Source organism: Clostridia bacterium (assembly GCA_026414765.1).
Classification (GTDB): Bacteria; Bacillota; Clostridia; order Acetivibrionales; family DSM-27016; genus SKW86.
In genome coordinates, this window is the sequence record JAOAIJ010000052.1 from 75204 (window position 1) to 96294 (window position 21091).

Annotated in this window: 19 protein-coding genes; 14 read left to right on the forward strand and 5 right to left on the reverse strand. The window is 39.1% G+C overall.

The window, feature by feature from the left end:
* Positions 1-121: 121 nt before the first annotated feature.
* From N3I35_19330 to N3I35_19340, 3 genes are all read left to right on the forward strand, one after another.
* The gene (locus N3I35_19330; protein MCX8132233.1) at positions 122-979 is read left to right on the forward strand and encodes an AraC family transcriptional regulator; all 858 of its coding nucleotides are present in this window, start codon (positions 122-124) and stop codon (positions 977-979) included.
* A gap of 71 nt (positions 980-1050) precedes the next feature.
* Complete coding sequence (locus tag N3I35_19335; protein ID MCX8132234.1) at positions 1051-1734, forward strand: TetR/AcrR family transcriptional regulator; 684 nt, start codon at positions 1051-1053, stop codon at positions 1732-1734.
* On the forward strand, positions 1724-2674 hold the full coding sequence (locus N3I35_19340) for an L-2-amino-thiazoline-4-carboxylic acid hydrolase (protein MCX8132235.1): 951 nt from the start codon (positions 1724-1726) through the stop codon (positions 2672-2674). The genes N3I35_19335 and N3I35_19340 overlap by 11 nt, the downstream gene beginning before the upstream one ends.
* A gap of 51 nt (positions 2675-2725) precedes the next feature.
* Here the strand turns inward: N3I35_19340 and N3I35_19345 are convergent, their stop codons facing one another.
* The 4 genes from N3I35_19345 to N3I35_19360 form a co-directional block, all read right to left on the reverse strand.
* Positions 2726-3850, reverse strand: coding sequence for a Ger(x)C family spore germination protein (locus tag N3I35_19345; GenBank protein MCX8132236.1), 1125 nt, complete (start codon positions 3848-3850; stop codon positions 2726-2728).
* On the reverse strand, positions 3847-4929 hold the full coding sequence (locus N3I35_19350) for a spore germination protein (GenBank protein ID MCX8132237.1): 1083 nt from the start codon (positions 4927-4929) through the stop codon (positions 3847-3849). Before N3I35_19350 ends, N3I35_19345 begins: the two co-directional genes overlap by 4 nt.
* Positions 4913-6391 carry a spore germination protein gene (locus N3I35_19355; GenBank protein MCX8132238.1) on the reverse strand — a complete coding sequence of 493 codons (1479 nt, stop codon included), beginning with the start codon at positions 6389-6391 and terminating at the stop codon, positions 4913-4915. Before N3I35_19355 ends, N3I35_19350 begins: the two co-directional genes overlap by 17 nt.
* Positions 6392-6537: 146 nt before the next feature.
* On the reverse strand, positions 6538-9045 hold the full coding sequence (locus N3I35_19360) for a glycosyl hydrolase family 18 protein (GenBank protein MCX8132239.1): 2508 nt from the start codon (positions 9043-9045) through the stop codon (positions 6538-6540).
* A 301-nt stretch (positions 9046-9346) separates the two neighbouring features.
* On the opposite strand from N3I35_19360, the gene N3I35_19365 reads away from it, so the two are divergent.
* From N3I35_19365 to N3I35_19375, 3 genes are read left to right on the forward strand one after another with little or no spacing between them, the layout of a single operon-like run.
* Entirely contained in the window at positions 9347-9550 is a 204-nt protein-coding gene (locus N3I35_19365) for a spore coat protein (protein ID MCX8132240.1), read from the forward strand.
* Between the two features lie 18 nt (positions 9551-9568).
* Positions 9569-9973 (forward strand): spore coat protein, encoded by a 405-nt coding sequence (locus N3I35_19370; protein ID MCX8132241.1) that lies wholly within the window; start codon positions 9569-9571, stop codon positions 9971-9973.
* A gap of 17 nt (positions 9974-9990) precedes the next feature.
* Positions 9991-11136: a glutathione-dependent formaldehyde dehydrogenase gene (locus N3I35_19375; protein ID MCX8132242.1), complete on the forward strand. Its 1146-nt coding sequence runs from the start codon at positions 9991-9993 to the stop codon at positions 11134-11136.
* Positions 11137-11160: 24 nt separating this feature from the next.
* On the opposite strand, the gene N3I35_19380 is transcribed toward N3I35_19375, so the two are convergent.
* Entirely contained in the window at positions 11161-11883 is a 723-nt protein-coding gene (locus N3I35_19380) for a DUF421 domain-containing protein (GenBank protein MCX8132243.1), read from the reverse strand.
* A gap of 294 nt (positions 11884-12177) precedes the next feature.
* Between N3I35_19380 and N3I35_19385 the strand changes: the two genes are divergently transcribed.
* From N3I35_19385 to N3I35_19420, 8 genes are all read left to right on the forward strand, one after another.
* The gene (locus tag N3I35_19385) at positions 12178-13755 is read left to right on the forward strand and encodes a copper amine oxidase N-terminal domain-containing protein (protein MCX8132244.1); all 1578 of its coding nucleotides are present in this window, start codon (positions 12178-12180) and stop codon (positions 13753-13755) included.
* A gap of 149 nt (positions 13756-13904) precedes the next feature.
* A complete protein-coding gene (locus tag N3I35_19390) occupies positions 13905-15476 on the forward strand; it encodes a spore germination protein (GenBank protein MCX8132245.1) in 1572 nt (523 codons plus the stop codon).
* Entirely contained in the window at positions 15473-16642 is a 1170-nt protein-coding gene (locus tag N3I35_19395) for a Ger(x)C family spore germination protein (protein MCX8132246.1), read from the forward strand. The genes N3I35_19390 and N3I35_19395 overlap by 4 nt, the downstream gene beginning before the upstream one ends.
* A 6-nt stretch (positions 16643-16648) precedes the next feature.
* On the forward strand, positions 16649-16858 hold the full coding sequence (locus N3I35_19400; GenBank protein MCX8132247.1) for a hypothetical protein: 210 nt from the start codon (positions 16649-16651) through the stop codon (positions 16856-16858).
* Complete coding sequence (locus N3I35_19405; GenBank protein ID MCX8132248.1) at positions 16859-17941, forward strand: endospore germination permease; 1083 nt, start codon at positions 16859-16861, stop codon at positions 17939-17941.
* A gap of 442 nt (positions 17942-18383) precedes the next feature.
* The gene (locus N3I35_19410; protein MCX8132249.1) at positions 18384-18521 is read left to right on the forward strand and encodes a hypothetical protein; all 138 of its coding nucleotides are present in this window, start codon (positions 18384-18386) and stop codon (positions 18519-18521) included.
* 77 nt (positions 18522-18598) lie between these two features.
* Positions 18599-20038 (forward strand): PLP-dependent aminotransferase family protein, encoded by a 1440-nt coding sequence (locus N3I35_19415; GenBank protein ID MCX8132250.1) that lies wholly within the window; start codon positions 18599-18601, stop codon positions 20036-20038.
* Positions 20035-20940, forward strand: coding sequence for a D-alanine--D-alanine ligase (locus N3I35_19420; protein MCX8132251.1), 906 nt, complete (start codon positions 20035-20037; stop codon positions 20938-20940). The genes N3I35_19415 and N3I35_19420 overlap by 4 nt, the downstream gene beginning before the upstream one ends.
* Positions 20941-21091 lie beyond the last annotated feature (151 nt).

Sequence of the window (21091 nt, forward strand, 5' to 3'; positions counted from 1 at the left end):
AAATAAATCATCAATATTATTTAGATGTTTATAAGTGTTTTTTACATTGCCTGGATAATATACAAAATGTTAAAATTAATATGGGTTTTCTAGGTTTCAAATACTGAGAGGATACGATCATATGAATCATACAATACTGGACGCAAATGGAAGATTTCTTCTAAGCATGGAAAATTATTGCCTCACACCCTCCTATAGAGGGAATATACACAGCCACCACTATCTTGAAATATCATATATCAAAGAAGGCAAAGGGAAATACCAAATAGATGATAAGGTATATGACATCAAGCAAGGCGACATTTTCTTGTTTAATAATATAGAAAAGCATGTATTGGTTGTTGAACCACCGGAAAGGCTTACTAACCTGGTTATTCATTTTGAGCCAAGGTTCATATGGTCACAGACAGACAATTCTTTTGATTCACGGTATTTGCAGGTTTTCTACAACAGGAACAGGAATTTCTCAAACCGTCTGGAAAGAAGCAGTCCTGCAGCAGAAAAGATATCCAATCTGTTTATAGAGATAGACGAAGAGTTTAATAATTCTCAGCATGGACATGAACTGATGATTAAAGTACGGCTGCTGAACATACTTGTGCTCATCTCCAGATGCTATGCATGCATACAGGAGGATTCAAACTGCAAACAGGCTATAGGGTATGGATTGGCGTGTATAAATAAGGTTCTTGACTATATAGACACAAATATCGACAAACAGATCAGTCTTGAAGAGCTGGCAAATATAGCGCATATGAATCCATCATATTTTTCCACATTTTTCAAGAAATACAACGGTATAAATCCATTGAGGTATGTTAAAAGTAAAAGGATAGAAAAAGCTGTAGAATATCTAAAGTTCAGCGATAAAACCATAACGGAAATAGGCAGTCTTTGCGGCTTCAATAACATGACCAGCTTCTATAACGCTTTTAGGGAAGTTACAGCTACATCACCGACAGAATACAGACAGAAATAATTATTGACCATCAGTCAAAAAAAGCATATAATATATTTGACTGATGGTCAAAACTTTTTGTGGAGATTAATATGACCGGACCAACAAATAAATCAAAAGAACGTAAACATGAAATACTAAAAGCTGCACAGGAGCTTTTTAATACAAGGGGCTTTCAAGATACGTCGGTTAATGACATTATGAAGAAAGTCGGAGTAGCAAAAGGTGTGTTTTATTACTATTTCAAGACAAAAGACCAGGTGCTTGACACGTTGGTTTCCGAGAACATAATGGAAATAGCGGAAGCCATGGAAGAAATAGTACAGAAGTCTGATATAGATGCATTACAAAAGCTGAAGTTTATGCTGGCCGAAGAATTTAAAGCCAGTATGAAGAGCGATAGTCCGGATAACCATTTACATAATATAAAGAACGTAGATATGCACCAGCGGGTAATGGTTGCTATGGTTGAAATACTTGCGCCGATAATAGCAAGGGTTGTTGACCAAGGTATAAAAGAAGGAATATTTAAGACTGAGTACTCTTTGGAAGTATGTGAGATAGTTATATCAGGTATTCATTTCATAACTGATCTGGGCATTTTCCAGTGGGATAGGGAGCAGTATTTAAAAAGGGTCAGGGCATCGGAAGAATTGATAGAAAAGGCATTGGGCATAAAACAGGGCAGTTTTGCTTTCCTATCGGATTTACTAAAAGATACTCCAGATAGAATAAACGGTATAAAATCAACAGAGGTGGATTTAGATGAAACATAGACGTATTTTTTTGTCTGTTGTATCAGTAATTATGCTAGGCGTCATTTCAATTTTGACGATTATAAACATATACGGTAAGTCTGCGAAAAAGAGCAGCGGCTGTTCCGGGGGCGGATGTATGGGCTGCAACGGCTGCGGAAGCCAGGGTCAGATCAACAGTACTTACTACAAAAACAAACAGGAACAGCTTCTGGATACATTGGAGGGAAGGCAGAAGATATTTAGAAGTGAATTACTTAAATCCCATACAGAAAAAGAAATCACTGAAATATCTAAAGAAACTACAGAAGAATTTATAAAGCTTATTCCCCAGCTGCCGTATATCGGAGGAGATGATAATGTTTTGACAGAAGATATTGAACTGGCAGCAATGGTTTTGGCATTCTACAGGGTAGAAAAAAAACTGGGAAGATCTGTGGAAGAGGTCGGAGGCATAATATATAACGCCATAAAGGGTGAGATGTCAAAGTATCCGAAATGGCTGCTGAGATTAAGCGGGAGAAAATACTTTACTGCTACATACATTGAGAAACTAAAAAAAGATACTGAAGAATCGCAGAAAAAGTTATATAGTGGAGATTGGCTAACAACTTTTGTCCCGGGCGACGGAAAACAGTTTGATTATGGATATAACCACACAGAATGCGGTATTTTGAAGTTCTTTCGTGAACAGGATGCGGAAGAGCTTACACCATTCTTGTGCAAACTGGACTATGTCTATAGTGACAGTCTCGATGAGGGGCTAGTAAGAACATCTACCTTGGCTGAAGGCGGCAAGTATTGCGATTTCCGTTTAAAGAGGGTTGAGAATGACAGTCTTGATATGTTAGTTGCAGGCACAGCAGGGATGATTATAGTAAGTATTGCCCTAACATTCTTATTTATTGTCAGAAAAATCCTCATAAATAGGAAGCGTTCAATAAGCGGCTTATCTTCTTAGAAGTATTCCCGATTATGAGGTGCAAATTTTTTGTGAATAAGCCTAAAGTTATCAGCTTATTGCCCCATAAAACTCGAACATTAACTCAGCTTCTACATTAAAGGATACCTGACTGTATATTTCTTTCCACTGTACTGATTTCCAATATTTATTATGCTTTACCCTTATCATTTCACTGAAGCCTAAAGGGTCTGAACCGGTTTTTTGGATTTTTTCCAATAGCTTTGTGCAGTCCTCCTTTATAGATAATGCAACGGCTTTCTCCAGCTTTCTCTTGGATTCCAAATCGTCCAGGTTATGTTCTTCATCATACTCATCAAGTGAAGCTTTCAAATTCAGCTTTATAACTATTTTAGGAATGCCGTTTTCTATATCTATTTTAACTTTTCTTTTAATTTTCTTAAGTAATATTGCAGCGCCTTTTTTGATTTTATTCGGATTTTCCTGAGTATCCTGTTCTTTGTATATATACTGGACTTTTCTTTTTGTAGCCATTAGCGCATGAAGCAGACCGGTTTCAGCTTCATCCAATTCCCCAACCATTCTATCACCACTGAAAAGAGCGGAGCCTGCAGCTTGGACTTCTTTCTTACTGTAACGGAAAAGGGGAGTTACAGGATCTGTAGTTTTTGCATTTTGACATATTAGAAAATCATATACTCTTGTTTCCGGTATGAAAGAGTTTTGGCGCGTATTTTCCAGCAAATCATTGATATAGAGGGCGGGTCTTGGCTTGTCCTTGAAATCTGCACTGAATTCCATCATTTCTTTCGGGCTGCCGTCTACTACGATAACATTTGCCAGTAATGGGTTTTCGGGGCTGCGCATGAAAATTTCCAGTAACTCGTCTGTTCCGCGTTCTGCCAGTTCCCTCGAAAAATAAATATGCTGAGTTTTTCCACCTTCTATATTTCTCCCGGAAACACGGCGTAAGGTTTCTCTGGACTCTCTCAAAAGGTTTTTTGAAGTAGAGAGAATTTCAACTTTCTTTTCTATATCGGGAGCGACAACAGGAACAGAAACTGTATAAAGCAATTTTTTTTCTTTATCAAGTTCCAAGCCCATTTGAAGTATAAAGCCTATATCCTCATATATTTTCTGATCCCAGCAACCGGTTTGAAACAGAAGAAAAATACACAAAGCTATGATAGTAATTTTTTTAGCAAGGTATCTCAACGAGAGTTCACTCCTTTCTTTCTTATAAATGAGAGTACCAGACATAGAATAAGGAATGCCGTTACTCCTATGCCTGCAAAATTAATAGCCTCAAGGAAGAGGAATGATTCATTGATATCACGTGGGATTCTGCTTAATGAAACAAGAACTACAAAGAAAATTATCAAAAAGGGCTTTGACCTTTTTATATTGAATACCTTTTGCAGGCTGTAGAATGCAGCAAACATGTAAGCTCTCATTGAGCATCCCATGGCTACAAACCACAAAGCAACTATATAAAGATCCACTCTCTCAAGTATCGGCGCATTATATACCCTGGCCAGATTGAAAAGGGGAATAGTAAATATCTTCACAAGATTTTCTCCGAATAAAGAGGTAGTAGCGACAACAATTATAGAAAGGAACAGCATACTGAACACGCTGGCAAAAATATGCCATTTCATCGTCTTATTTTTGTCAGTGATTTCAGGGAAGAAAAATACAACCAGCTCCAGTCCTATATATGCAAAGAAACTTGTTTTTATACTGTACAGAATAGGCATTAACCCTGCTTCACCCACAGGCATAAGGTAGGAAATTTTAAGCTCACTGCTGATTAAAACAACATAAGTGACAGCTACTACATAAGATAAAACTGAAATGTATTTAAACCTGATAACTGTTTTCAATCCCTGCCATACCAGATAAACAGAGGGCAGTAATACAAATGCGGCAAGCATGCCGGGTGGCGTCATAGGAAGCAGAGTCAGCCTTAAGAAAAGTGAGAAAACCCTGACACCGGCGGCTGCAGCTGCTAATAAATACAACACCAGCAGTATGTTGAAAGCAGTACCTATTACCTTCCCGAATATAAACCTGTTTATTTCATATATTGATTTGTCAGAATATCTTTTCAGAAGTACGACAAAAAGCATACTTAATATGATTGCCAGTATACCTGTAACCGATACAGATATCCAGCCGTCGTGTCCCACATCTTTCGCCAGTATCGATGGGAGAGTGGTAATGCCTACACCTGTTTGCGCTATGAATGTAAAGAGTGCCATCTGCCTCGATGTAACCTTATTTATTCCTCTCATCGTTTCTGCTCCTGATATTATTTTTGGTTCTGGCACTATTAGGTCGCTTTCTGAGTACCTTAAGGGGCATTCTTAAGACCGAATCCTTGAAATCTCTGGTATTGAGTGGGGAGAAAGGTTGAAAATACGGCTGACCAAGCGATTCCATAGTAATCATATGAGCAAATGTCAGCGCAGTACATACTACAATGCCAATAATGCCAAAAACAGAGGATGCCAGAATGAATAGAAACCGCAGTATACGTATTGCCATTGCCATATCATAGGTTGGGATAACATAGGATGCAACTGCAGTAGCTGCTACTATTACAATGAGCAGGTCACTTACTATCCCAGCCTGGACTGCTGCTTCTCCGATTATCAGACCGGCAACTACACTTATTGCAGTGCCTATATATGAAGGCAGACGTATTGATGCCTCCCGTACCATTTCTACTGTCGCTTCCAGAATCAGAACTTCAATTATGGGGGGGAAAGGTACTCTCGATCTGGATTCGGCCAGGGGTACAAGCAGGTGAAGGGGGACTGCATAGTAGTGGAAAGAGGTAACTGCAATATACAGTGACGGAAGCAATAAAGTTATAACAAGTGCTGCAATTCTGAGCAGACGGATGAAAGACCCATGGGTCCACAAGGTGCTGAAATCATCAAGAGCCTGAAAAAATGATATAAAGCTTACAGGAGCTATAAGGACTACCGGAGTTCCTTCCTGCAGTATCACTAGCCTCCCTTCAAGGAGAGCAGCCATTGCTCTATCCGGTCTCTCGGTTGCAATAAACTGGGGAAACAGTGAGTTAGGGTGTGATGTTATTATCTGCTCGATGTAGCCTATAGCAGAAAGACCGTCGATTTTAATACTGCTTAGTTTTTTATATAGGCTGTTTATGATATCCTCATTTGCTAAACCCTCCATATATGAGATAACAACCTGCTGGTTTGTTTGAAGACCCAGGGATAAAGTTTTATACTTCAGTTTGCTGTTTTTAATTTTCCTTCTGAGTATGGAAAGGTTGGTATCAAGAACTTCTACAAAGCCCTCATGCGGACCGCGGACATTTTTTTCCGTAATAGGCTCATCAATACTTCGTTTTTCAATATCCGACAGCATGCATGAAACTGCAAAGGGCAGAGCATTGCATATAAAAACTGAGTTTCCCGACAAAATGCTGTCTACTACTTCTGACGGGTCATATATTAGATTTAGTTCAGCACATGGTATGTTATTAATGGCAATTCCGGCAGATAACTGGTCAAAGCTCATGGCGATAATGGGACTGATGAAATCCCTTTGAATCAGGTCTTTGTCGGTAAGGCCTCTGATGTATATAAAATAAGCCTCATGTTTATTATCTATATATACCTTTTTACGTATAATATCAGGGCAATTTTCAAGTTTTTCATTTATTATTTGAAAGTTAAGACTTCCGGTTGTGTTTTCACTATTATCTTTTTTTCTGCTCAAATTGATCACCCAAAAGAGATTGTTGCCATCTTAAGCACTATATATACGAAAAATGTAAGTGAGTGGTCTAAAAGATAAGTATCCTTTACTTTCCCAAAAACAAAAAACAAGCAGGCAGGGTGCCCGCTTGTTTAGTAAATCAAAAGTTATTTATTCAGTTTTAGTTTGATGGTATTCCAGTAGTTTGAGTTTTCCAGTCCAAGCCGCCATATGCCTACACCTTTCAGGTCCTTTGAATTTACAAGGTCAAGCTTGTAGGATATAGTTTCACCATCTTCAAACCAGACTGTGTGTACTATGCCATTTACGGTATATGTAAAGTATTTTGATTTTGTAGCATTGTCCAGGTAGATTGTTGACCCATATTGGTTTGCAAGATTGATACATCCGTTTATTGAGTATGACTTTGTGGTGCCGTTGGCCCAGTCGTATCCGTATGCCGCCAGACCAAGCACGATTTTTTCTTTTGGTACCACTGTCAGCGCATAATCAACCACGCTTGTTACCCAGCTGATGGAAGCTACCGCCCCTGGAGTTCCTCCGGGATAATGTTCGTCATAGGCCATTATCATAAGATAATCGGAATACATTGCCAGAGATTTATAGTCAAAGGCGTAAGTCCATGATGCATTTGGTGAATCATAGGTTTTGGCCTGGACTGCTACCGACACGCCATATCCCAGGGGCTTCAGTGTACTGTAAATTTCGCTCATCAGGGCAGTAAAGTTGTTTCTGCAGGATGCGGGAATATTTTCTATGTCGATATCGACACCCTTATAATTATAGGTCTTCAGTATATTAAGTATATTATTTTTAAGATTTTGCCTGTTTTCATAGCTGTCAAGGAGCTGCTTTGCTATGTTTGCATCAAAATTGTTGCTGACCATGAGCTTCGGCCTGATACCGTTTTTGTTCGCATAATCTATTTGGTCGGCCGGAGCTGTTCCTGTAAGCGTTCCAAGGCCGTCTACAGAATAGGTTGCAGTTGCTATCTCATTCAGAACACTTGTATTGGCTACCATTGAATTATAAGAACCCACATCGGTTGACCAGTATTTTACGGTATAGCCCAATACTGTTTTCGAGATGTTTGTTACATTTAAAAATGACTCAGGACTCCAGTTGCCTGCTATGTCAGAGGAACGGGCATATATTGTGTTATTCGAACTGAGCAGTAAGGGAGCACTATAATCCGTCCATGTACCGCTTGCTCCCAATCTATATTGCTTTACAGATGCATCTGTACCAAAAGCGATTGTAACGGTTACAGGCTGATCGGTCGGTGATGTGGTTGATATGTGGACGGTGGGTGCTTCAGGAGCAACAGTGTCTATATTGCCAACTGTATAGGTTGTTTCGGATGTCCAGTTTCCTGCACTGTCTGAAGCTTTTGCATATATAGTATCATTGAAATTTAGTATCAGGGGTGCATTGTAGTCAGACCATATTCCGGAGGTTCCGGTTTTGTACAACATAACAATCGAATCTGCACTATAACTGATAGAAACGGTAACATTCTGGTTTGTAAACGCAGTTGTAGATGCAAGGAAAGTTGGGGCATCAGGCGCTGTTTTGTCAATATTATCAACTGTAAAGCTTACTTCCTGGCTCCAGTTACCGGCACTGTCAGCAGCCCTTGCATATAATGTTCCGTTAGAGCTCATAATTACAGGAACACTATATGCAAGCCAGATCTCTGAATTATCTGTCTTATATTGTCTTTCAACTGAATCTGCACTGTAATTTATGTTTATAATGACATCCTGATTTGTCAATCCGGAAGTGGATGCTATAAATTCAGGCGATGCAGGGGGGATGCTATCTGTATTTGAAACAAAATAATTTACTTCAGGAGTCCAGTTTCCTGCATCATCACAAGCTTTTGCAAAAATGATATCACTTGAGCTTATTGCTAAAGGTGCTGTGTAATCAGTCCATAAACCTTCATTCCCAACTTTATACAGCTTAATAAGTGAATCGCTGCTAAAATCAATTGTGACTGTTGTACTACCATTTGAGAGGTATGTATCTGAAATACTGAAGATTGGATTTTCTGGTGCTGTCTTATCTATGTTTGATACAACCAGAACACCTTCAACCGACCAATTGCCGGCAGCATCCCGGGCTTTTGCGTATATTTCCGTATTTGAGCTCACTGTTATAGGAATCGAATAACCAGTCCATACACCTGAAATGCCCACTCTATATTGCTTTACACTGGCATCGGCAGGGTAGGTGACAGTTATTTTTACATCCTGGTTTGTTTTACTGGTCGTATCAGGTGTCAATATTGGTGCAGCAGGTGCAGTTTTATCTATATTTGATACTGATACACCTCCTAATGCAGACCAGTAACCGGAACTATTCTGATACCGGGCGTAAACGTATGCATTTGATGTTAAGACCACAGGGGCGGTATATGTAGTCCAAATTCCGGCTGACCCTAGTTTGTATTGCTTGAGTACTGCACTTGACGGGTAATAAACTGTAACAGTGACATTGCCGTTGGTTGGTGTCATAGGGGTATACGAAAGGGTCGGAGCAGGCGGGTTGGTTGTTGAATTGGAAGGTTTTGCTGAGATAGTGCTTACCGAGTTGAATGACAAAATGCAAATAACAAGCATTATTGCCAGGTATCTTACACTTTTTTTCATATTGTTTTCCCCTTTTCATTATTAAATTTTTGGTTTTAAGAAAATTGACAGTGCTGCAGAGCTGCAAGAAGAAAATCCTGGGAACACATTGATTGTTTGTAAATTAGGATAATATTATGTTAACAACTAAATGATTATGTGTCAATCAAATGAGGTAGATATCAGGCCCTAATTGATATAGGACAAAAGGATCATCTGTTATGTAACCTAGTTTAATTTTTATGATGCTTCTTCAGTGATTTTGTTGCATAAGCCTAAAATATAAGGGGAAAATATGTGCAATAAAACAGGAGGTGATTCTATGGCACAAAGTTTAGCTTTGCATGAAACTATGGAAATACACGAGCTTTTGAACTTTAAAACAGTAAGTATGACAAAATCAAAAATGCTTCAGGGAATAGTGCTTGACAGGGATCTGAAAGCACTGCTGGAAAAGCATGTGCAGCAATCCACGGCAGCAGTAAATACCCTGCAGGACATATTGGCAAAAACTCAACTGCACTAACTGGAGGTAACGGAACTGATGAATTATGAAAAAAAAGCTATTAATGAAGTGAAAAGACGTGGAAATAACGATTATCTTGAGATAGAAAACTCGGAAGGTATGCCTGGTCTTGTGGATTCAACAGTAGCCCTGGATTTTCTGTTAGCAGTAAAAAGCGGAATAAGAAATTGTGCTATAGCGATATCAGAGACGGCAAGCACAGAAGTAAGATCCGCTTTGCGAAGAATTCTGGATGGAGAAATTGATCTGCATATAGAGCTGTCGGAGCTGATGATGAGCAAAGGGTGGCTGTACCCTTATGAGATGAATAGACAGTTCCGGATAGATGAGATATCGACACAGACTGCGCTTCAAATTGCCAGCCTGAAGCTCTTTCCCGGAGATACGGACAGACTTGGTACATTTGCTACACCCAAAAGCTAAAACAGGAGGTTTTGAAAATGAAAGCCGTAACATATCAAGGCATTAAAGACGTGAAGGTTATGGAAGTCGAATATCCTCAAATCCATAAACCGGACGACATAATAATCAGGCTGACAACTACAGCCATATGCGGATCGGATCTGCATCTGATTCACGGGATGATTCCTAATCTCCCTGAAAACTACATAATTGGCCATGAACCGATGGGGGTTGTAGAAGAAACCGGACCGGAGGTAACGAAAGTCAAAAAAGGGGACAGGGTCATTATCCCTTTCAACGTCAGCTGTGGCGAATGTTATTATTGCAAACACGATCTGACAAGTCAATGCGATAACTCAAATCCCCATGGGGAAAGCGGAGGTTATTTCGGCTATTCCGAAACCTTTGGAGGATATCCCGGAGGACAGGCTGAGTTCATGAGGGTACCATTTGCCAATTTTACCCCATTCCGCATCCCGGATGACTGTGAACTGGAAGATGAGAAATTGGTACTCTTATCGGATATCATACCTACTGCTTACTGGAGTGTGGAAAATGCCGGTGTAAAAAATGGCGATACAGTCATAATCCTGGGATGCGGGCCTGTAGGACTGCTTGCACAGAAGTTTGCCTGGCTTAATGGTGCAAAAAGGGTTATAGCAGTTGATTATGTGGATTACCGTCTTGAGCATGCAAAAAGAACCAATGGGGTTGAGATAGTGAATTTTGAGCAGGAGAAAAACATAGGAGAGCATTTAAAAGAAATTACACAGGGTGGAGCTGATATTGTCATTGACTGTGTGGGTATGGATGGAAAAATGACACCACTTGAATATCTGGCTACCGGTATAAAACTACATGGTGGAGCGATGGGAGCATTAGTTACAGCTACACAGGCAGTGCGAAAGGGTGGAACTATACAGGTTACAGGTGCATATGGCGCAAGGTATAATGCCTTTCCGCTCGGAGATATATTCAACCGTAATATTGACCTGAGAACAGGACAAGCACCGGTTATACCTTATATGCCGCGTCTTTATGGTTTGCTTGCTGAAGGAAAGGTTGATCCAAGTGATGTCATAACTCATAAACTGCCTTTAGAACAGGCAGAAAAGGGGTATGAGGTATTTGATACAAAAACCGACGGGTGTATAAAGGTTATACTTAAACCGTGGGTACACTAACCTGCAATAAAGAAAAACCCTGTCTTAATAAAAAGCTTGTGGTTTATCACCATGGGCTTTTTTTGACTTTTTCTTGCTCATGTAAAGACTGCCGTCATTCTGGTATTCTGCATAAAAAACTTCGTTAACAGAGCTGATTCTGGCTTGTTTCAACTGCAAATCCAGCCACTCTTCACTGAGGTTGTGCTCTTTAAGGTTTTTAGAAACCAGTTTCCCATCTACTATTATTTCCGTAGGTACATTATTCCTGTTATTGGTTTGCAAATTCATATCTTGTTTAGTAATGGACTCCAAATGAGGTTTTTTCAGTACGCTAAGCTGACCGTTAGGTTCCAGTATGGCATAATCGACATCTTTTATTGAATAGACATTGTTTATACGGAGCATCATGGTCAGATCATCCATGTTTAGCCTTTGCGAGGATAATTCTTTCTGCATGATAACTCCTTTCTTAATCACTATTGCAGGTTCTCCGTCGAGGAAGGTTCTGGCTTTGGAAGACTTAAGGCTGATCAGCTCTACTATAAATGTCATTACAGCCCATACTATTAGTCCTGTTACGCCGTCAACAAGTTTTATATCCCTGTGAACTACCATATCACCTGCTATATTCCCCATAGCAATACCTGTTATATATGTAAATATAGTTAGCTGGCCCAGTTGCTTTTTTCCAAGTAAACGGGTCAGGATTAAAAGTATTGTAAATCCGATTGCTGTTCTTAAAGATGTCTCAAAAACAGTTAACATATTCACTCCTGATTTTTTTGATCCTGAGTACTATTATTTAAATAAAAACAGGAAATTATGTAGGATAATTCAGTTGCTTTGGTGTTGAAGCAAAAAAAATACTATATTTGCTGAACATGACGTGTTTATGTAATGGACAACTCATATCCATTCTTTTCATCATATGCCTAAATTTAATTCGCTGTAAAATCAATTGTAAGAATTAATAGTGCAATATTGAAGTAAAATAAGTTTACTGTAATGGTACATATTAATTGTATTGCATAAAAAATCTGATAAGGGAGAAAAGATACTATGAAAAGAATTTTTATCAAGTTAATAGGTGTACTGACCGCCGTATGTCTATTTGTGCTTTCATTTGCAGGCTGCAGCATATCGGATAAAATGGTGCTTCTCGATGCTATGGAGAAGATGATGGCTATAAAATCTATGGAAAGCGAAAGTAATATTTCAGTCCGCGTAGATATCGAAGGCATTCCAAAAGAACAAAGGCAGGGAATGGAAGACTTTTTGCAGGCAATTGGAAACATGAATATGAAAATAAATCAAAGGGTATGGGAAAATGAAAGCGGTACAATATCCGAATCCGGAATTGATGCGGCAATATCGGCAGGTACATCGGCCTTCAGCAGTTCCGTCTGGACTAAAGCTGATATTTCCGGACAAATACCCGAGATAAAACAAATAATGAAAATCCCTGAAGACTTATCAGAATTGCTCCCCCCAGATTATTCAGGCAAAAGATACATGGTTATTGACCAGAGTGAGATGCAGGATAATGGAGGACTGGATGCTGCAGAGTATAGAAATATGCTTGAAGCGGTAAATAAATTTCAGCCAAGGCTTATAGACTTCATGAAGGAATATGCAAAAGATTTTGATCCGGATTTTGCGGTAATCTCAGGTAAAGGTAAACAAATCGTGAACGGCCGCGAATTGGATGTCTATGAATTGAGACTTAATGATGATTCTTTCAAAAGGTTGATGAGGTACTCAGTTGATAATCTTTCAAAAAGCGAAAACTTCAAGGTCATTTTAAAGGAGTTTGCCGGAGTAGTAGTACCGGCAGCCGGTGGGACTGAAGCCGGGGTAGAAATGGATCAGGCTTTTGATAGATTCAGAAATGGATCGTCAAGCTTCAGACAGGATTTGTATAAGGTGCTTAATGCACTGGATAAGGTGAGGCTGCTTGGCGACAGAGGGATTACTGTAAACATAGGGGTTGATGAAAATGGATATATACTCAACCAAAATGGGTATGCCGATTTTATCATCGATATGAAAGCGATAGAGGCTGCTCTCTCAGATATAACAGGCACAGCTGAAGAGGAGCCGGGTGACGGGGTACAGGTTTCAGGTCTCGTGCCGACGGATATTACTGTATCTTTCAGTATTGATTTCAACACTGAAATTAAAAATATTAATAAAGGCTTACGGGTAGATTTTCCGGTACTTACTGAAAATAATTCATTCAGCTTTAATGAGTTGATGTCCGGATTTGCCCCTGACCCGGATTTTCCAGGAGAGATTCCTGAAGAATCTGTCGGAATCATAATTGATAACGAATGGTCAGATATTACACCAGTAATGATGGGTGAACTTGCCTTGGTCCCTGTAGACGAAATTTCCCATGAGCTGGGGGCACAGTACAGGAGTGAAAGTGAAAACGTATATGTCACCAAAGCAGGGAAAACAATTGTGTTTAAAGCAGGTGACATAAATGCGGATATAAACGGTAAAACCTTAGAAATGGAGTTTCCTGTAATTACAGTTGGCGAGCAGACCTTTGTTCCTTTAGACTTTATTGCAGAGAATCTGGGTGCTGAAGTCTCCTATAATGAATTTGGAAATATAGTTATCAAAACAGAATAAGAAGCTTGCATCAGATTGCAAGTATTTGCAGAAGCCGGTTAATAACCGGCTTTTATGTTTCCTGAATCAAATGGCATATAAGTAATTATCCATATTGTAACTGTCATAAATTTGGTCATGTATGTAAAAAATAACTCCGGGTGAAGAATATGTTTAAAAAATCAAAGGAGAGTATAGATAAAAACAGTGAGCCGGTACAGCATGAAAAGGGCGCTTCAGATAAGAAGCCTGAAACGGAAAGCATACCAATGTCAATCGATGCTGTAAAGGCTGAACTAAAGCAAACATTTGCATTATGCAGTGATTTTGTAATGCGTGAAATTGTTTTTGGTAAGAGCAAGACTAGGATAATCATTACATTTATAGATGGTTTTGTTGACAAACAAATTTTGGATCAAAGTGTCATGAGTCCTGTACTTGGCTTTAACGGGGATATCGGAAAATCTGTACTCAATACCTTGAAAGAAGAGGTTATAGCAAACTGCGCCCTGTCTGAGCTGAATACCTTTAGTGATGCAGTAGACAATATTTGTATAGGTGAGGCAGTTGTTTTCATCGACGGTGGGAGCAAGGCTTTCAAAATAGGTGTAAAATCTCCGGAAAAAAGAGCAGTTGAACAACCGGATACAGAGGTGTCAATAAAGGGTCCAAGAGAAGGTTTTACCGAGAATTTAAGAACCAATACCATCCTTCTTCGCAGGAAAATTAAAAATGCTGATTTTAAAATTGAATCAATGAAAATAGGAAAAGTAACAAAAACCGAGGTGGCAATATGCTATATAGGAGGAATCGCAAAGGAGGAAATAGTTAACGAAGTAAAAAACAGGATCAGTAAAATAGAACGTGACTCACTTATAGGTTCAGGATATATAGAGCAGCACATAGAAGATGGGATGGCACCTTTCTTTCCGATGGTGGGTAACAGTGAGAAACCTGACAAGGTTACAGGAAAGTTACTGGAGGGCAGGGTAGCGGTTATTGTGGACGGAACACCTACCGTACTTACCGTCCCGTTTCTATTTATTGAAACAATTCAGACATCTGAAGATTATTTCGGAGAATACTATTTTACTTCCTTTATAAGGATATTGAGACTTGCAGCCTTGTTTGTTTCCACATACCTCCCAGCACTATATGTTGCATTGACAGCGTTTCATCATACGGTAATCCCTTTTAAACTGATACTGACTATGGCAGCCTCCAGGGAAGGGATTCCTTTTTCCTCATTTACAGAAGCAATACTTATGACAATAACTTTTGAAATTCTCCGTGAAGCAGGTGTACGGATGCCAAGAGCAATAGGACAGGCGGTAAGTATAGTGGGAGCTATAGTGCTGGGGGATGCTGCCATATCGGCAGGAATTGCATCGGCACCTATAGTTATTGTTGTTTCGCTGACCGGTATCTGCAGCTTTATCAATCCGCCTTTAATGAAACCGGTTGTAGTACTTAGGATAATGCTGCTTATAGCCTCAAATTTCCTGGGACTATTCGGTATTGGAATTTTGAGTATTGGAGTACTTATATATCTGTGTAAAAAGAGATCTTTTGGAATTCCATACCTTACTCCTTTTTCTCCGCTTCATACTGATGACTTGAAGGATGCTTTAATTGTAGTACCTGTCTGGGCAATGATAACAAGGCCTAAAGCACTTAGTCAGAGTGGGAACTTGATTAGAAGCAAGGGAAAGGCATTTTCCAGAAAGGAAGAAAAGAAATGAACGGAAGGCTATTTGTTCTACTGCTATTGATATGCTTATTAGCTACCAGTACAGGCTGCTGGAATAATACTGACTTAACTGAAATTGCTATTTGCACGGCTTTGGGAATAGATAGGACATTAGATGATAAAATAATGGTTTCCGTTCAGATTGTCAAACCTTCAGCAGCCAGATCCTCAGGAAAAGAAGGTGGAGGTGGGACAGAAGGCGGAAAAGACAAATCTTTTGTTGTAGTCAGTAATACTGCTGATACTGTCTTTGGCGCCCTACGTGAAATGCTCAACAGACTGAATAAAAAGATTTTTTATAATTCCACCCAGGTTATCGTAATAGGGGAAGAAGCAGCAGAGAGTGGTATTAATGAATATTTGGACTTTTTTGAGAGGGATCATGAAAGCCAGTATAAGGCTGACGTTGTTGTTGCTAAAGGTATTACTGCCAAAAAGATATTGGAGCAGGAGTACGATTTGGCGAACGTGCCTGGCGCATATATTTCTGATACGCTTAAAAACACTTCTGAACGTGGAATGGTAAAAAGAACGCTTCTCATAGATGCAGTTAAAGAGATTTCAAGTGAGCAGAAACAGCTTGCTCTCGGGACTATATTAAAAGTGGGTGATACCACAGAAACCAACGGGACAGCAGTATTCAAAAAGGGGAACATGGTTGGCTGGCTTGGCAGGTTTGATACGAGAGGGTATTTGTTCGCCACAGGCAGGGTCGAGAGCACTATTCTGGAACTTCCGTCTTTATCCGGAGCAGGAAAATATGTCGGTATTGAACTTATACGCTCAAATAGTAAGATGAATCTCCGATGGAAAAATGGAACCCCAGGTTTTGTTGTAAAAATAGAGGCTCAGGGTAACATAGGAGAACAGCATGCTAACGACGGCTTGAAAGAACAAAATATCCTTGAAAAGCTTATACCTCTATGTAATGAAAAAATTAAGAGTGAAGTTATGAGTGCTGTCTCAAAATGCCGGAATCAGTTTAAAAGCGATATTTTCGGATTTGGTGAAGCGTTATATAAAAATAACCCTAATTATTGGAATGCAGTACAAAAAAACTGGAACGAAGCCGGTTTTTTAGAAGCGGAGATTATTGTAGAAGTAGACACAAAGTTATTCAGAAGCGGGTTACTTAAGGAAACTGTAGAAAGCAGGTAGCTTAATATGATAATATTCATTTTTTTTATATTCCTGATAGTACTGCTGGATTTTAAAATCCTTAAAAAGGCAAATCCAAAAGGAAGAATTATAGGCACATATGCTTTCCTGATGGCTGCAAGTTTGCTTTTGGGTATTTTGCTAACGTTAGGAAAAAGACCCGTAAGCCCGGCAGAGGTTATAGAATCCATAGTACGGATAATGGGGGGCGGTTAAGTGACTGGAGGAAAGGATGTAAAGATATCCAATATACAATTAGGACTGCTTCTTGTAGGTTTTTTTTACGGCAGTACCGCTTTAATGAATCCTGCCGGTAGTGCAGGCAGGGAATCATGGATAGCTGTCATATTGGGTTGGGCTTTAGGGCTGATGTTAATAATCATGTATGTGAAGATAGCACAACTAAACCCAGGTAAGACTCTCATCGAAATGTTGCGGATAAATTTCGGAAATGTAATAGGTAGTATGGTCTCTGCATTATATATATGGTATTTCATACATCTGGCGTCTCTTGTAACAAGAAACTTTGGAGAATTTATGACAACTACCAGCTATACTGAAACACCAATGAGTGTAATTGTGGTTCTTTTTGTTGCCTTGACTGTATATGTAGTCAGAAGCGGGTTGGAAGTACTGGGAAGGGTCAGTGAAGTTGTAGTTTGGGCTATACCCGTTATTATATTTATTGCATCTGCAGCACTGTGGACCATTCATGATTTCTCAGTCTTAATTCCTTTGTTCGAAAAGGGCATAAAACCTGTTCTAAGTGCAGGTTTTGCCTTATCAACCTTTCCTTTCGGAGAAGCAGTTGCATTTATGATGGTGTTTCCATACCTGAATAAAAAGGAATATATGTTTAAAACTGCAATTTTATCAGCTACAGCAATAGGTTTTTTGTTCTTAGTTTCAGTTTCAAGGGATTTAGTAATTTTAGGGCCTAAATTGATGACGGAAATCAATTACTCTCCTGATATTGTTACAAAACTTGTCCCCGGGGTGAGTGTTGAACCATTTCTGGATATAAACCTGCTGATAGGAGGCGGCATTAAAGTTTCAATTTGCCTGTATGCAGCAGTAAAGGGAACTGCTGAACTTTTGAAGTTTGAAAACTATAGACCTTTGGTTACCGCTTTTGGTGCTTTTTTTATTGTATTGTCATTCTGGCTTTATACGAATGCGTTGGAAATGATGACTTGGGCAAAAGATATCTGGCCTTATTACTCTTTGCCGTTTCAGTACTTAATTCCGGCTATACTGCTGATAACTTCATATATTAGAAGCAAGAAGAGCATAAAATAAAAACCCGGTATGCCAGAATAAACTTCAATAATACAGAATAATCAGGTATGCCTGTGATTAACTGATGCTTTTGCTCCAGATGATGTCAAAGAGCTGCTGTCTTTATCGATGAAACCAGAAGAATACCTGCCATAACAAATACCATTCCTATGAAGTGCGAAAAAAATTTTCTCAAAGCAGCATATTGAATGCGTAGTACAGTATAAAAAGCCACTGCTTATAGCCAACGTCAGGCAGATCAAAATTCCTGAGTTCCACCAATGAAACAGGAAGGGACATATCACAATACATTCTTGTCTGAAAGCTAGCGCAACGCTTTAATTTGTTGTGCTTTACGCTGGTTTTAGGTTATTATGAAATTGCTTAATATTATCAGTCAAAGAGTGGTTTATAATAAACCACAATTATTGAATTTTCATGGTACCAGTTTCGAGGTGATAGCATGTTATGGCTCAATATAGACAAGAATTCGAAAACTCCTATGTTAAGTCAGGTATACGGACAGATAGAGAAGCGTACTTTGAACGGAGAAATAGAAGAAGGGATAAGGAGAATACGGGATGTTTTTCTTGACCACTGAAATATAAAAACCCGGGTTGTGTGGTACTTTATACGGTCTTGATTTTGTGTAAAAATATTATTGGGTGGTGAGAGGGCATGTTTTCGGAAATAACTATTGATAAGAAAAAGACTGTTTATGTACAGCTTAAAGAATATATCAGACAAATGATAATAAAAGGTATATTGAAAAGCGGCCAGAAGCTTCCGTCGACAAGGGAACTGGCTGACATTCTAAGTATCAGCAGAAATACTGCTATTACTGCATATAAGTGCCTTGAGGATGAAGGGTTTATTTATACAGAAAAAGCTAAAGGCGCTTTTGTTCAAAATATAAGCATAACCTGCACTGAAGCATTTAAATTGGCATGGAAGGGAAGAATCACAGAACAAGCCAGACTTGCTGAAGAGCTTGATCTGATGAAGCATGGGGTAAGCTGGGAAAAAGGTATGATATCTTTTACAAGCATCGCTCCAGATGAAAAACTTTTTAATGCAAATGAGTTTAAAAGAGCCTTTTTAGACAGGTTTTCCGTTGAGGGCGAAAAACTGTTGAATTACGGTTATGCAAGAGGCTACAAACCTCTTGTACAATACCTGATGAAGTATATGGAAGGTAAGGGGGTAGATGTGGAAGGGAAAGACCTCATAATCGTCAATGGATTTACCGAAGGGTTTGATCTGATGCTGACAGCCCTGTGCAGTGGAAGAGGACGAATAATCTGTGAGAATCCTACTCACAATACCGCAATTAAAATAATGAAACTACATGGGCTGGATATAGCTGGGGTCGATATGGAGGATGACGGTATAAACTTAACCCAGCTGAAAGAAAAATTGTCAGGCGGAAAGGCTGATTTGATTTACACAATACCTTCATATCACAATCCTACAGGGATTGTGACATCTCCCGAAAAAAGAGTTGAATTAATAAAAATTTCAAAGGAATATGAGGTTCCGGTAATAGAGGACGGGTTCAATGAAGAACTGAGGTATTCAGGATCACACATCACACCGCTGATTTCATGTTGTGGAAAGGGAAATAGTGTAGTGTATGTAGGAAGCTTCTCAAAAGTGTTGTTTCCAGGTATCAGAACAGGTTGGATTTTTGGAGACATAGAACTGATAAATTACATTGAAAGTTTGAAAAGGAGCCGGAACATACATACTTCAACTATTGATCAGGCAGTGTTGTTTCAATACTTTCTGGAGGGAAATTTCGGAAGATACATCAAAAAGGCCAAAAGGGTTTACAAACATAAATTCGAACTGGCAAAGGCATGTGCTGAAGAGTATATTACATACAAGAAAGCCCTTGGAGTAGGAGGACTTCACATTTTTCTGGAACTTGAACAGCGTATAGACGCCAGAGAAGTACTGGCAAGATGTTATGAAAAAGGAGTTGTATTTACTCCAGGTGATATTTTCTATACGGACAACAAGGGTGCAAACACTTTAAGGCTAGGTTTTTCGAGAGTTGAAGATGATGAGATCCGAAAGGGCTTTAAAATCATTGGAGAGGTGGTGGCAGAATTATGAAGATAGGTGTAATAATAGGTGGTACTTCAACAGAAAGAGAAGTTTCTCTTATGACAGGAAAAGAAATGGCAAAAAATCTCGATAAAGAGAAGTACGAAGTTTATCCTATAATAATCAATGATAAGAAAGAATTGGTAGAAAAAGCCGGGAAAATTGATTTTGCACTCTTGGCATTACATGGGAAATTCGGGGAGGATGGCACTGTTCAAGGCACACTTGATACTATTGGTATCCCATATTCAGGCAGTGGAATACTATCAAGCGCCATATGTATGGACAAGGATATTTCAAAGAGACTTATGAGGTTTGCAGGTATAAGCACTCCTGAATGGTTTTTGATAAAAAGTAAGGAAGAACTGGAAATTATGCAATTAGAGAAGCTGGGATATCCTCTGGCAGCAAAGCCGAATTCGGGAGGCTCGAGCATAGGGATGCATGTGGTAAAGAACCGTGATGAATTATTGATGGCAGTCGATCAGATTCTGAATATGGATCATGAAGTGATACTTGAAAAGTACATTGAAGGAGATGAGATTACCTGCGCTATATTGAACGGGAGAGCGCTTCCCATACTGGCCATAAAGCCTAAGGCCTGTTTTTTTGACTATGTATCCAAATACACTGACGGAGGCGCGGAAGAGTATGTTGTGAAACTTGATGAAGGCCTCAGTGAAAAAGTAAACAATATGGCAGAACGATGTTTTGATATCCTTAAATGCAGGGTTTATGCGAGAGTAGATATGATTATCAAAGAAGGGGAACCATATGTACTTGAGGTGAATACACTTCCTGGTATGACAAAGAACAGTCTTTTCCCAAAGAGTGCAGGTGCGGAAGGAATTTCGTTCGACAGACTTCTGGATATTATTATTGAGTATTCGATGAATGAAAAGGTAAATTAATCTAATTGCTATATAAATATTATGTTATTAATAAAAGTTGATTGGTGGGAGCTTGTTTTAGTTACAAGCTCTTTTATGTTAATATGCATGTGTCTGCCATTTTAGAGTTAAAATGTGGTATTTGACGAATACATTTTGTATTGGAATTGAA